Source organism: Rhizobium sp. P2_G2 (assembly GCF_056403555.1).
In genome coordinates this window covers 93149-105613 of record NZ_JBFUFF010000009.1, presented here as the reverse complement: position 1 = coordinate 105613, position 12465 = coordinate 93149, and the positions used below count along the sequence as shown (strand labels likewise).

General features: G+C 60.8%; 13 protein-coding genes. 10 read left to right on the top strand and 3 right to left on the bottom strand.

Annotated elements, in window-relative coordinates; genetic code table 11:
* Nucleotides 1-124: 124 nt before the first annotated feature.
* Together AC1D06_RS10305 and AC1D06_RS10300 are read left to right on the top strand one after the other, a co-directional pair.
* A complete protein-coding gene (locus AC1D06_RS10305; RefSeq protein ID WP_477986138.1) occupies nt 125-610 on the top strand; it encodes a hypothetical protein in 486 nt (161 codons plus the stop codon).
* 467 nt (nt 611-1077) lie between these two features.
* Entirely contained in the window at nt 1078-2577 is a 1500-nt protein-coding gene (locus AC1D06_RS10300; RefSeq protein WP_477986178.1) for a malonate--CoA ligase, read from the top strand.
* Between the two features lie 6 nt (nt 2578-2583).
* Here the strand turns inward: AC1D06_RS10300 and AC1D06_RS10295 are convergent, their stop codons facing one another.
* On the bottom strand, nt 2584-3399 hold the full coding sequence (locus AC1D06_RS10295) for an SDR family NAD(P)-dependent oxidoreductase (protein WP_477986137.1): 816 nt from the start codon (nt 3397-3399) through the stop codon (nt 2584-2586).
* Between the two features lie 94 nt (nt 3400-3493).
* Between AC1D06_RS10295 and AC1D06_RS10290 the strand changes: the two genes are divergently transcribed.
* Complete coding sequence (locus AC1D06_RS10290; protein ID WP_477986136.1) at nt 3494-4222, top strand: glutathione S-transferase; 729 nt, start codon at nt 3494-3496, stop codon at nt 4220-4222.
* On the opposite strand, the gene AC1D06_RS10285 is transcribed toward AC1D06_RS10290, so the two are convergent.
* Entirely contained in the window at nt 4198-5382 is a 1185-nt protein-coding gene (locus AC1D06_RS10285; protein ID WP_477986135.1) for a winged helix-turn-helix domain-containing protein, read from the bottom strand. The two genes, AC1D06_RS10290 and AC1D06_RS10285, sit on opposite strands and share 25 nt — an antisense overlap.
* 118 nt (nt 5383-5500) lie before the next feature.
* On the opposite strand from AC1D06_RS10285, the gene AC1D06_RS10280 reads away from it, so the two are divergent.
* The 6 genes from AC1D06_RS10280 (at nt 5501) to AC1D06_RS10255 (ending at nt 9595) form a co-directional block, all read left to right on the top strand.
* A complete protein-coding gene (locus AC1D06_RS10280) occupies nt 5501-5971 on the top strand; it encodes an NUDIX hydrolase (protein ID WP_477986134.1) in 471 nt (156 codons plus the stop codon).
* Nucleotides 5972-6068: 97 nt separating this feature from the next.
* On the top strand, nt 6069-6962 hold the full coding sequence (locus AC1D06_RS10275) for an aldose 1-epimerase (protein WP_477986133.1): 894 nt from the start codon (nt 6069-6071) through the stop codon (nt 6960-6962).
* Between the two features lie 106 nt (nt 6963-7068).
* Nucleotides 7069-7530 (top strand): MarR family winged helix-turn-helix transcriptional regulator, encoded by a 462-nt coding sequence (locus AC1D06_RS10270; protein ID WP_477986132.1) that lies wholly within the window; start codon nt 7069-7071, stop codon nt 7528-7530.
* 34 nt (nt 7531-7564) lie between these two features.
* Complete coding sequence (locus AC1D06_RS10265; RefSeq protein ID WP_477986130.1) at nt 7565-8845, top strand: MFS transporter; 1281 nt, start codon at nt 7565-7567, stop codon at nt 8843-8845.
* Between the two features lie 56 nt (nt 8846-8901).
* Nucleotides 8902-9168 (top strand): hypothetical protein, encoded by a 267-nt coding sequence (locus tag AC1D06_RS10260; RefSeq protein WP_477986129.1) that lies wholly within the window; start codon nt 8902-8904, stop codon nt 9166-9168.
* A 178-nt stretch (nt 9169-9346) separates the two neighbouring features.
* The gene (locus AC1D06_RS10255; protein ID WP_477877859.1) at nt 9347-9595 is read left to right on the top strand and encodes a DUF2188 domain-containing protein; all 249 of its coding nucleotides are present in this window, start codon (nt 9347-9349) and stop codon (nt 9593-9595) included.
* 66 nt (nt 9596-9661) lie between these two features.
* On the opposite strand, the gene yghU is transcribed toward AC1D06_RS10255, so the two are convergent.
* Nucleotides 9662-10540 carry a glutathione-dependent disulfide-bond oxidoreductase gene (yghU, locus tag AC1D06_RS10250; RefSeq protein ID WP_477877860.1) on the bottom strand — a complete coding sequence of 293 codons (879 nt, stop codon included), beginning with the start codon at nt 10538-10540 and terminating at the stop codon, nt 9662-9664.
* Nucleotides 10541-10776: 236 nt separating this feature from the next.
* On the opposite strand from yghU, the gene AC1D06_RS10245 reads away from it, so the two are divergent.
* Nucleotides 10777-12378, top strand: a complete 1602-nt coding sequence (locus AC1D06_RS10245; protein ID WP_477986127.1) for a peptide ABC transporter substrate-binding protein — start codon at nt 10777-10779, stop codon at nt 12376-12378.
* The last annotated feature ends 87 nt before the right edge of the window (nt 12379-12465 follow it).

Genomic DNA, 12465 nt, shown 5'->3' with positions numbered 1-12465 from the left:
CCTAAATAATCGCCCCTGTTGCGCGGCCGGTGTCGGATATCTATTTCAGTCATTGAAAATGTCCCATCAAACGTCTTCAATAGGACGCGAGACCAGCAGGCACCGAAGACGGATAGTGGCGATCGTGAACCAACCCCAGACGAAAAATCTCATCATGCGCATATTGATGTGGCTGTTCGAAATCTTCGCGGCCATCATCCTGATGGTCGACGCGGTGGCGCGGCCGCTTTACCGTCCGCTGCTCAACTGGTTCGCCAGCCTCACCGTGATGCACCGCTTCGAGGCCTGGATCGCGACACTGCCGCGGTTTCTGATCCTGGTGTTCTTTGCCGTACCGTTTATCGTCGCCGAACCGCTGAAAGTGTTTGCCGTCTATCTCATGGCCATCGGCATGGTGGTCAGCGGCGTAGTCCTGATGGCACTCGCCTATCTCGTCAGCTTCCTGATCGTCGAGCGTATCTATCATGCCGGCCGGGACAAGCTTCTGACCTATGCCTGGTTCAAATGGGGCATAGATCGCGTCGTTTTCGTGCGCAATCTGTTGTTGGCCGCCCGGGACGCCGCCATGCTTCGCCTCCGTTCATGGTTCCGATTCCGCTCGCCGGAGTGAACCGCTCGCATCTGTTCATTTCTTCGTGAATTGTGTGGAATGCGCGCTCTGCGCCAGGGTGTGCTGCGGGCGTTGCCAGTTGCTTGTGTCCCGCGACAAATCTTGAATCAGCGTGTCAACCGACGTCGCCAAGCGATTCAACAGGTTGGGAAAAGACGTCTTTGAGATGTCGAACGAAGCCGAAAACGCGAATCGAAGGACGCACTTGCTCGTCGCCTGAGCGGCAAGGGGATGGCTGATATGGCGCCTGACGCAGGGTACTTGCAGGCGCCATATCCGACGCAATACGCAATGATAGGGATAGCTCGCATTCCATAAGGAACGGTAAACAGGCACCTCGAACCGTCATCAATCGAGGCCGGCGGCTGCAGCAAAATCTGTGGTGGCATGGTGCACGGTCTTGCAAATTCCCGGCGGCCATCGCATTGCCTGACGGTAGAGACGTCAGCGTTGCCGTGAGGAAATCCGTGGCCAATCATATGTTCGACCGAATCCGCGCCGCCATCCCGTCGCTGGAAAAACCCTTCGCCTTCGTCGGCGACGAGCAGATCCTCTATCGCGACCTGTTGGAGCAATCGGCCGCTTTCGCCGGGGCGCTGAAAGCGCTCGGCGTCGCGCCGGGCGACCGGATCGCGGTGCAGGTGGAAAAGACGCCGGAGGTCATCGCGCTCTACCTCGCCTGCCTGCGCAGCGGTGCCGTACTCTTGCCGCTCAACACCGGCTATACGCTCTCGGAACTGAGCTATTTCTGCGGCGATGCGGAACCTCGCCTGTTCGTCTGCGCCCCAGGCCGGGAAGAAGAAATCCGCGGCATCGCCGCCGGCGCGAAAGTCGAAACACTCGGAGCCGACGGTGGCTCGCTCATCGACCTCGCACAAACTGCGCCACGCACAGACGACGTCGCTCGCGGTCCGGACGATCTCGCCGCGATCCTCTACACCTCCGGCACGACAGGCCGGCCGAAGGGCGCGATGATCACGCATGACAATCTCGCCTCCAATGCCGAGGCGCTGGTCAAACTCTGGCATTTCACGCCGGAAGACGTGCTGATCCATTCACTGCCGATCTTCCACACGCATGGCCTGTTCGTGGCGATCAATGTCACGCTGTTCGCCGGCGCCTCGCTGATCTTCCAGACGCGCTTCGACCCAGCCGAGATCATGGCCGCCATGCCGCATGCCACGGCACTGATGGGCGTGCCGACCTTCTATGTCCGCCTGCTGAGGGAGCCGGACCTGTCGCCGGAAGCGGTGCGGCACATGCGCGTCTTCATTTCCGGTTCGGCGCCGCTGCTGACCGAGACATTCAACGCCTGGCGCGAAAAGACCGGCCACACCATTCTCGAACGCTACGGCATGACCGAAACCAATATGAATACGTCGAACCCCTATGACGGCGATCGCATTGCGGGTACGGTCGGCATGCCGCTGCCCGGCACGGAGATCCGCACCGTCGATCCGGAGACCGGCACTCCGGTCGCGGCTGGCGAGATCGGTATGGTCGAGGTGCGCGGCCCCAATGTCTTCAAGGGCTATTGGCGGATGCCGGAAAAGACCGCGAGCGAATTCCGCCCCGATGGCTTCTTCATTACCGGCGACCTCGGCACGATCGATCAGCGCGGCTATCTGCAGATCGTCGGTCGCGGCAAGGACCTGATCATCGCCGGCGGCTTCAACGTCTATCCCAAGGAGGTCGAGACCGAACTCGACAGCCTGCCAGGCGTCATCGAAAGCGCCGTGATCGGCCTGCCGCATCCCGATCTCGGCGAGGCAGTGGCCGCCGTGATCGTGCGCGCACCCGGCAGCACAATCGACGAAAAGGCTGTTACCGCCGCCCTCGCCGACAAGCTCGCGCGCTACAAGCAACCGCGCTTCACAGCCTTCGTCACCGACCTGCCGCGCAACACGATGGGCAAGGTGCAGAAGAACATGCTGCGCGACACCTATAAGGATGTTTTCAAGGCCTGAGCTGCCTCAAACCTTTCCGGAAAACAGCGCCGAACCGCGCTTTTCCAGGAGTTTGAGCGAGGTATGGTCGAGGATCGAGAGCCCGCCATCGACCACCAGCGTCTGGCCGGTGACGAACGAGGCCTCGTCGCTGGCAAGGAAGGCGACGGCCGCGGCGATCTCCTTTGGCGAGCCCATGCGATTGAGCACGCCGGGCGGCAGTTCCCAGTCGCCGGAAGCCGTGCCGGCCGGGTTTTCCGCCGCATCCATGTCGGTGGCGATCCAGCCGGGGCTGACGCAATTGGCGCGAATACCGTGCGGTGCAGCCTCGACCGCGAGCGACCGCGTCAGCGCCTCCACAGCGGCCTTGGCGACACAATAGAGACCCCAATTGCCGTGCAGGGTCGCTGTCGAAGAAATGTTGACGATTGCTCCGCTGCCACCCGCTTTCATCACCGGCAGCGCGTAGGACGAAGCGAAATAGGTCGAGTCGAGATTGGGGCCGCGCAGCTTGTCCCAGCGCTGGCCGGGGCCGTCCTCGGGGACAATCCCCGATCGCCGCGAACCGACGCCAGCATTGTTGACCAGCACGTCGAGCCGCCCACCCCAATCAGTGACAGCCCCGATCAGCCGCGCCACGTCCGCTTCGACGGCCAGATCACATGGCAGGAACCGCCCCTGCCCGCCCATGGCTCGAATCTCAGTCTCGACGGCGAGCCCCTTGGCCTCGTCACGACCGGCAAAGACCACGCGCGCGCCCTCGCCGACGAAATAGTGCACGATTCCCCGACCGATGCCGGAATTGCCGCCGGTGACCAGCACCACCCTGTCCTTGAACCGCATGATCGAACCTCCTACGCTTCTCTGCCGTTACCATAAGGATAGTTCCGGGCCGTGACCTGGACTATGCTGCGACCGACATCAACGAGGATATCCGATGACCTACGAGCTCTACTACTGGGACGGCATCCAGGGCCGCGGCGAATTCGTGCGATTGGCACTCGAAGAGGCCGGCGCCGGCTATGTCGACATGACCCGCGAAAGCGGCTCAGGACGCGGCACCGGCGCAATGATGAACCTGATGAAGAGCAAAGCCGAGGCGCATATCCCCTTCGCTCCGCCCTTCCTCAGGGATGGCGACCTGATCATCTCGCATGTCGCCAACATCCTGCTCTATCTCGGCCCGAAACTGGGCCTCGCGCCGAAGGACGAGAAGCTGCGCTACATCACCAACGGCCTGCAGCTGACAATCACCGACTTTGTCGCCGAGGTGCATGATACCCATCACCCGATCGCCACGTCGCTTTATTACGAAGACCAGAAGGACGCGGCCAAGGCACGCTCGACCACCTTCATCGAGGAGCGCATCCCGAAATTCCTCGGCTATTTCGAGCGCGTGCTGGAGCAGAACCCATCCGGCCAGAAGCATGTCACCGGCGATGCGCTGACCTATGTCGACCTGTCGCTGTTCCAGATCATCGAGGGCCTGCGCTATGCCTTCCCCAAGGCAATGCGAGGCGCGTCCAAGGATTACCCATTGCTTGTTGCCCTTCACGACAGGGTCAAGGAACGCAAGAACATTGCCGCTTACCTCGCTTCACCGCGGCGACTGGCGTTCAACGAGGATGGAATCTTTCGTCACTATCCGGAACTGGATTCGGACTGAAATCCAGCCACCGGCGCTCCGGCTTGAAAAGTCTCGAAACGCTCCAGCGCCCGCTCGATTGCGGGCTTTAGTCCCTCCCGTCTGTCATCGACGAACCAGGTCCATTTCTGCTGCTGCAATCTGCCGTTCTTGCGGTCCATCTTCAGATCGATGGCAGCGACGATCTCGTCGCCGGCAAGCACCGGCAGCGCGAAATAACCGAGCACGCGTTTGTCGGCCGGCACATAGGCTTCGAAACGGTGCTCATAATTGAACAGCATTTGCAGCCGCTTGCGCTGGATGATCAACGGGTCGAATGGCGAGAGAATATGCACCGTCGCCGGGTTCGGGGATTGGGGCGGCGCATCGAGCAGTTCGGGCGACACCCAATGCGGTACTTTTGCCAATGGATCGACTTGGACAGGCACGAGATCCTTGCGCCGCAAAGCACCATTGATCAGCGGCATCACGTTCGCCTTCCACTTGACGTCGCCATAGCAGATCGAATCGAGGCTGACCACGCCCTGTGATCTGAGCGCCCGGGCGAGCAGATATTTCGCATAATCGGTGTCGCTGGCCGGCTTCGGCCGCTCGGCCCAACCGAAATGCCGGTCGGTCAACTCATAGGTTTTGAGCATGCCGGTGCGCTTGCCGATCACAAGATCGCCGGTGTAGAAGCCGAATTGCAGCGCCCGCTTCGACGGCTTGCGGCTGGCCCAGAGATGCATCTTCTCTTCCAGTACGTCGTCTTCGATGTCGCGGATGGAGAGCGCGCCCTCGTCGCGAATGCGTTTGATCAGCGCCTTGTAATCCTTGGGATCAACTTGGAGATAGCGGCCTGGATCTTTCCGGTACTCCTTCATCGCCGGGATGAAATAGCGATAGTCGGGCGAAGGAACGTAGGCCAGCGCATGCGTCCAATATTCGAACACGGATTTTTCGTTCGATTGCGCCTCTTCCAGATCCTCGCGGCGATAGCGCGGGATGCGGGAATAGAGAATGTGGTGATGACTGCGCTCGATGACGTTGATCGTATCGATCTGCACATAGCCGAGATGCTCGACCGTGCGCCGCACCGCCTCCGGCCCAGCCCCGAACGGCTCCTCGACATCGAGCTTCTGCGCCGCGATCCAGATCGCACGCGCTTTCGAAATCGGCACCGGCAGCGACGTCTTTCCCAATGATCCCTCCGACGGTTCTACGACTCACGGCATATCCACTTGCCAGAGCTACAGGATTGCCTATCGTCCGGACAACTAATGGCAACAGTCGCCACGTCTCCCGCAACGGAACCCTGAAATGGCCAAACGCAGCGCTGGTCTTCTGATCTATCGTCACAGACCGGACGGGCCGGACGTCCTTCTCGTCCATCCCGGCGGTCCGTTCTGGGTGAAGAAGGACGACGGTGCCTGGTCGATCCCGAAGGGCCTGGTGGAAGACGGCGAAGACGAACTGGCCGCCGCCCGGCGCGAGACTCGAGAGGAGATCGGTGTTGCAGTCGATGGCACCTTCAAGCCGCTTGGTGAATATAAGCAGCCGGGCGGCAAGATCGTCGTCGCCTGGGCGGTGGAGGCGGATTTCGATGTCTCGGCCATCGTCAGCAACGTGTTTCAGATGGAGTGGCCGCCAAAGTCCGGGCGCATGCAAGACTTCCCCGAGGTCGATCGCGCCAGCTGGTTCGACCTTACCCAGGCGAGATCGAAAATCCTGAAGGGCCAGGCACTTATCCTCGATGCGCTCGCGCGGCACCTTCATCTTGCGATGCCGTGAAATCCGGCCTTCACGTTAGGTCTGCCTGTTTGCTGCCCCGAATCGTAGTAGGACCTCAGCTTCGCTCTGCCGCCGAAAAAAGGAACCCATCGGGACCGTGGACGCACATTCTGAACTCATCGAACTCTCTGCTGGACCGCTGACGATCGGGCTGGCGCCGGCAATCGGCGGCAGCCTGGCCTATTTCCGGCACGGTGGTATCGATCTGATGCGGCCTTTTTCGCGGGTGGATTTGGAGGCCGGCAATGTGCTGGGCGCGGCCATGTTTCCAATGCTGCCCTATGTCAACCGCATCGCCGGCAACGCATTCGAATTCGGCGGACGGCGATGGGATTTCTCTCCCAACAATCCACCCGACCCGCTGGCCTCGCACGGCGATGGCTGGAAATCCGCATGGCAGGCGCAGCGCGAGGGGAGCGGCGTATTGCTCAGTCTCGACCATATCGCCCCGGAAGAACCCTATTCCTACGACGCGACCCAGCATTTCGAGCTTTCGCCGGATGGCCTCACGATAACGATGCGCATGACCAATCATGGCGGACTCGCCATGCCCTTCGGCTTCGGCCTGCATCCGTGGTTCCCGCGTAGCGCCGGGACAGACCTCGCCTTCCGCTCCAGCCATTTCTTCATGGAAGGCCCTGACCACCTCGTCACCGAAGTGATCGCAACGCCACCCGAACTCGATTTTGCCGCCCACCGTCCGTTGCCGGACACCTGGCACAACAACGACTATGGCGGCTGGGACGGCAAGGCGGAGATCCGTTTTCCGGAAACCGGGCTCGGGCTTGTGATCGAAGCCGATCCGGTCTTCGGGCACCTGATGCTTTACGCTGACCCGACAAAGCCATTCTTCTGCTTGGAGCCGCAAAGCCACGCCCCGGATGCGTTCAACCGCATGAACCGCCGCAGCGGCGATCTATTCGGCGGCCATGTTCTCGAACCGGGCGAAAGCCTGTCCGGCACAGTTGGCTTTCTGCCATTCACTCTCTGACAAGATTGCGCTACGGCCGCAACCAATTCGTCGCATTGACGTTCGACGCCATCCGCTCATATATGAAGGCAAACTACACAGTTTACCTTCATATATGAGCTTGCCGATGGAAGAGCTTTCGACCACAGTGGATGACACGCTGGCATCGCAGCTTGCCGGCGAACTGCATATGCTGATCGGCAAATTCCGGCAGCGGCTGCGCGAACAGGCATCGCTGGGCGATTTGACACGATCGCAGGCCGCAGTTTTGCGCCGCCTCTACCGTGATGGGCCGGCAACGGTGACGGCGCTTGCCAAGGCCGAAAACATGCGGCCGCAATCGATGGGCGCGACCACGGCGGCACTGCAAAGTGCTGGCTTGATCACCGGCGCCCCCGATCCCGACGATGGCCGCCAGACCATCCTGTCATTGACGCCGGACTGCATGGCGTGGATCAGCGACGGCCGCGCCGCCCGCCAGGACTGGCTGCACCGTACGATCCTCACCGAACTTTCCGATGCAGAGCAGCAGCGGGTCATTGACGCCATCGCCCTCCTCAACCGCCTGGCGGACTCGGACCGGAAATGACCCCCATTCACTGCACCATCGGGATTTGACGGACATGTTCAACGGCATGTTCCGCTCCCTCAACAACCGCAATTACCGCATCTGGGCGAGCGGCGCGATCGTCTCCAATATCGGCACCTGGATGCAGCGCACCTCGCAGGACTGGCTGGTCCTGACCGAGCTCACCCATAACAATGCCTCGGCCGTCGGCATCGTCATGGCGCTGCAATTCGGCCCGCAATTCCTCTGCCTGCCACTGACCGGCGTCGCCGCCGACTATTTCGACCGCCGCCGGCTGATCATGGTGACACAAGCGACGATGGCGGGGCTCGCCATCGCCCTCGGCCTGCTGACCGTCAGCGGTCTGGTGCAGCTCTGGCATGTCTACGTCTTCGCATTCCTGTTCGGCTGCACCTCCGCTTTCGATGCACCAGCACGGCAAGTATTCGTCTCCGATCTCGTCGGCGACGGGGATCTACCGAATGCCGTGGCGCTGAACTCCACCTCGTTCAATTCAGCCCGCATGATCGGCCCCGCCGTGGCCGGCATCGTCATCGGCACTGTCGGCACTGGCTGGAGTTTCCTGCTCAACGGTCTTTCCTTTGTCGCCGTCCTGGCCTCGCTCTTCCTTTTGCGCAAGAACGAACTGCATCAAGGCGGCCGGGCGGCCGGGCGTGCGGCAGGCTTCACCGAGGGTTTCCGCTATGTGGCGCACCGCGATGACCTGAGAACGATCCTGATCATGCTGTTTCTGATCGGCACGTTCGGCCTGAATTTCCCGATCTTCATATCAACTATGTCGGTGGTCGTCTTCCATGTCGGGCCAAGCCGGTATGGCGTGCTCTACTCGGTCATGGCAATCGGCACGGTCACTGCCGCCCTCCTCGCTGCCCGGCGGGAAAAGCCTTACATGGCGCTGCTGATGGGCGGCGCACTGCTGTTCGGGTCGGGATGCGCGCTCGCCGCCGTCATGCCGAATTATTACCTCTTCGGCGCCGCCCTCGTCCTGATCGGGATCTCGGCGCTGACACTGACCAATTCCTCCAACGCGCTGATGCAGCTCTCGACGGAGCCATATATGCGCGGCCGCGTCATGGCGATCCGCCTCGCCGTCGCCCTGGGCGGCACGCCGATCGGGGCCCCGATCGTCGGCTGGGTGGCAGACACATACGGCCCGCGCTGGGCACTGTCAGTCGCCGCGGCGGGCGGTTTCGTCGCGGCTCTGGTGGCGCTGCGTTACCTCCTGCGTCATGGCCAGTTTCCGCTTTCGCTTTCGGGCGGACGCCTGCGATTTCATGCCGGCAGCCCGGATCCGCCCGCCGCGCCCGGCGGGTGACGGAAGGCGGAACTTTCCATGAGCGGCACGGTTTCCTCCCCGCATAGGAGGAAGACATGCACAGTTATGAACGCTACCAGAAGAGCCTTGTGCCGGTCGGCGCCATTGTCGTGCGCCTCTATAATTCCGACGGCCAGATCCGCGRCTTCATCCGCGAGGTCGAAGCCGATGAAAGGGAAGCCATCCTGCCAAGCGAAGAGCTGGAAGTGCAGACGGCATTGCGCCTTGCTGAAAACAAGCAGGTCAACGATCCGAATGCGCCAATTTACATCGAGTTACGGGAAGATGTCCGCTGGGATGCGGCCTGGGGCGTGCTGCACTAGCAACCCGCGGAGCGGATCTCCCCGCGGGTGATTTCCGCGGCAAGCCAATAGTTGGCCGCTCCACTTTTACGGTGCCTCGGCGCATTTGCCTTAAAAAATAGACGTTTCAACAACCGCTGCGGTTGACGCCCGGCGGCTTGCCGGTGAAAAATCGTCCAAATCAGCAAGGGAGCGCAGCATGACCAAGGTCACCTACCATATCGTCCAGCACGATGGCGGCTGGGCCTATAAGCTCGGCGACGTCTACTCCGAAGCCTTCGCGACGCATAACGAAGCGATCCGGCGAGCACGCCTCGTCGCGCTCGAACAGCAGGTCGGCGGCGAGCCCACGGAAATCTCCTATCAGGACAAGAACGGCGAATGGCATTATGAACATGCCGATGGCGGCGACCGGCCGGAAGCCGATGTCGAAGATACGCCGGCCTGAGCCATCTGGGAATTGAGCGGTAGAACGGCGGATCGCCTCCGCCGCTCTCGTTTCAAACCTGAAAAATCAGGCAGCGCTCTCGAGCTTGTCCTGCGTCTTCGTCTCGAAATCGCTCGCGTCATGGCGTTCGCGCAGCTGGCTCGAAAGCTCCCCCGACATGCGGTTGACCATGCGGCCGCGCTGGACGGCCGGGCGCTCAAAAATCTGCTCGGCCCAGCGCTGGATATGTTCGTATTCATGAACCGACAGGAAGGTGGCGGAGTCGCCATACTGCCAACCCTTCACCAAGCCGCCATACCAGGGCCAGACCGCCATATCGGCGATCGAATATTCGCTGCCGGCCAGATATTCGGCTTCGGCGAGCCGCTTGTCGAGCACATCGAGCTGGCGCTTGACCTCCATGGAGAAACGGTCGATCGCATATTCATTCTTCATCGGCGCATAGGCATAGAAATGCCCAAAGCCGCCGCCGAGATAGGGCGCGCTGCCCATCTGCCAGAACAGCCAGTTGCGCGCTTCCGTCCGGGCCTTGATCTCGGTGGGGAAGAAAGCGTCGAATTTTTCCGCGAGATACATCAGAATCGAACCCGATTCGAAAACGCGGATCGGTTCGGGGCCGCTATGATCCATCAGCGCCGGGATCTTTGAATTCGGATTGACCCCAACGAAGCCGCTGCCGAACTGCTCGCCATCGCCGATCTTGATCAGCCAGGCGTCATATTCGGCACCGGTATGGCCGGCCGCAAGCAGTTCCTCAAGCATGATCGTGACTTTGACGCCATTCGGCGTGGCCAGCGAATAGAGCTGCAACGGATGGCGGCCGACCGGCAATTCCTTGTCATGCGTCGGACCAGCAATCGGCCGGTTGATATTGGCGAACTGGCCTCCGCTGGCCTTGTTCCAGGTCCAGACTTTCGGGGGGACGTATTCGGATGTCTCGGTCAATGTGATGCTCCTGCGCTTGCAAAACCCGGTGCCGGTGGCGTTCCGGCAAATGTATGGGCTACTGATCATATATAGCAACGACGATCGCCCTACGACAATGTCTGCCGGTCGTCGTCTTCACCTCATCCGGCAATTGTCCCTGTTCGCCTCATAGCAATTCGTTTGCATTTTCGCAGCGAGCCAATAGTCTCGCAACTCGTCAGAGGGGAAACTGGCGGAATAAAAAGGAGCTAAAAATGAGCGTCCAACCATCGATGAAAAACTTCAGACTTGCAGTCCTCACCGGCGCCCTGCTGGCAGCGATCGCCCTTCCGGCCCTCGCCGAAACGGTCATCCACCGTGGCAATGGCGGCGAGCCGCAATCGCTAGACCAGGCGCAAATCTCGATCGATATCGAAGGCTTTATCGTCCGCGACCTCTCGGAGGGCCTGACCGTCTATGACGCCAAGGGCAATGTCATTCCGGGCACAGCGGAAAGCTGGAAGATCTCCGACGACGGTACGGTCTACACGTTCAAGATCCGCGACAACGCCAAATGGTCCGATGGTTCGCCGGTGACGGCGTCCGACTTCGTCTATTCGATGACCCGCCTTCTCGATCCCGCCACGGCGGCCGGCTATGCCAATATCCTCTTCCCGATCAAGAATGCCGAGCCGTTCAATTCGAAAAAGGCAAAGGCCTCCGACCTCGGCCTTAAGGCAGTCAACGACAAGACGCTGGAAATCACGCTCGAACGTCCCACTCCCTATTTCCTCCAGCTGCTGGTCCATTACACCGCGATCCCCGTCAACAAGGCGAGCATCGACAAATATGGCAAGGATTTCACCAAGCCCGGCAAGATGGTCTCCAACGGCGCCTATATGCTGACCGAATATGTCGCCAACGACCACATCACCGCCGTCAAGAACCCCTATTACTGGGATGCGGCGAATGTGAAGATCGACAAGGTGATCTATAACCCTTCGGAGGATCAGTCCGCGACCGAACGCGCCTTCGAGAATGGCGAACTCGACCTCGTCTACAATTATCCTGCCGACCAGCGCGACTTCCTCAAGAAGAAGCTGAGCAACGAGCATGTCTATGCCAGCCCGGCGCTTTCGACTTATTATTATGTGTTCGACGGCCGGCATGAGCCGTTCAGCGACGTGCGCGTGCGCAAGGCGCTGTCCATGGCGGTCGACCGCAATTTCCTGGCCGAGAAGATCTATGGCGGCGCCCAGCTGCCGACCTACAATCTCGTTCCGCCCGGCATTCAGGGCTATACCCAGCCGAAGTCGGAAATCGCCGACATGGACCAGCTTGACCGTGAGGACGCCGCCAAGGCGCTGCTGAAGGAGGCCGGCTATGGCGAGGGCGGCAAGCCGCTCAACATCGACATCCGCTACAACACCAATGAGAACCACAAGAAGGTGGCGATCGCCGTCGCCGATATGTGGAAGGCGATCGGCGCCAATGTCACGACGCAGAACCTCGACGTGAAGGCGCACTACGCCTACCTGCAGGAAGGCGGCAAATTCGACGTCGCCCGTGCCGCCTGGGCCGCCGACTATGCCGACCCCGAGAATTTCCTCACGCTGCTTCTCTCAAGCAACAAGACCTTCAACTACGGTCATTGGAGCGATCCGAAATTCGACGACCTGATGAAGCAATCCTATGCGGAGCGCGATCCGGCCAAGCGGATGAAGATCATGGAACAGGCCGAGGAAATCATGCTCAAGGGCTATTCGGTGACGCCGTTGATGAACTCCGCCAGCCTCTGGCTCGTCAACCACAAGGTCAAGGGTTTCGAGGAAAACACCGTCAACGAACACATGACCAAATACCTCTCGATCGAGTGATCCGTCGGGGCCGTGCCTGCATCCCTCAACGGAGTGGGTGCGGCCCTCTGTCCGCCGCCGGTTGACGGCGGAATATCGGCCTATTCG

Coding starts and splice junctions, on each gene's coding strand:
- AC1D06_RS10280 (WP_477986134.1), top strand. CDS start 5,501: ATGGCCAAACGCAGCGCTGGTCTTCTGATCTATCGTCACAGACCGGAC.
- AC1D06_RS10290 (WP_477986136.1), top strand. CDS start 3,494: ATGACCTACGAGCTCTACTACTGGGACGGCATCCAGGGCCGCGGCGAA.
- AC1D06_RS10255 (WP_477877859.1), top strand. CDS start 9,347: ATGACCAAGGTCACCTACCATATCGTCCAGCACGATGGCGGCTGGGCC.
- AC1D06_RS10270 (WP_477986132.1), top strand. CDS start 7,069: ATGGAAGAGCTTTCGACCACAGTGGATGACACGCTGGCATCGCAGCTT.
- AC1D06_RS10245 (WP_477986127.1), top strand. CDS start 10,777: ATGAGCGTCCAACCATCGATGAAAAACTTCAGACTTGCAGTCCTCACC.
- AC1D06_RS10295 (WP_477986137.1), bottom strand. CDS start 3,399: ATGCGGTTCAAGGACAGGGTGGTGCTGGTCACCGGCGGCAATTCCGGC.
- AC1D06_RS10265 (WP_477986130.1), top strand. CDS start 7,565: ATGTTCAACGGCATGTTCCGCTCCCTCAACAACCGCAATTACCGCATC.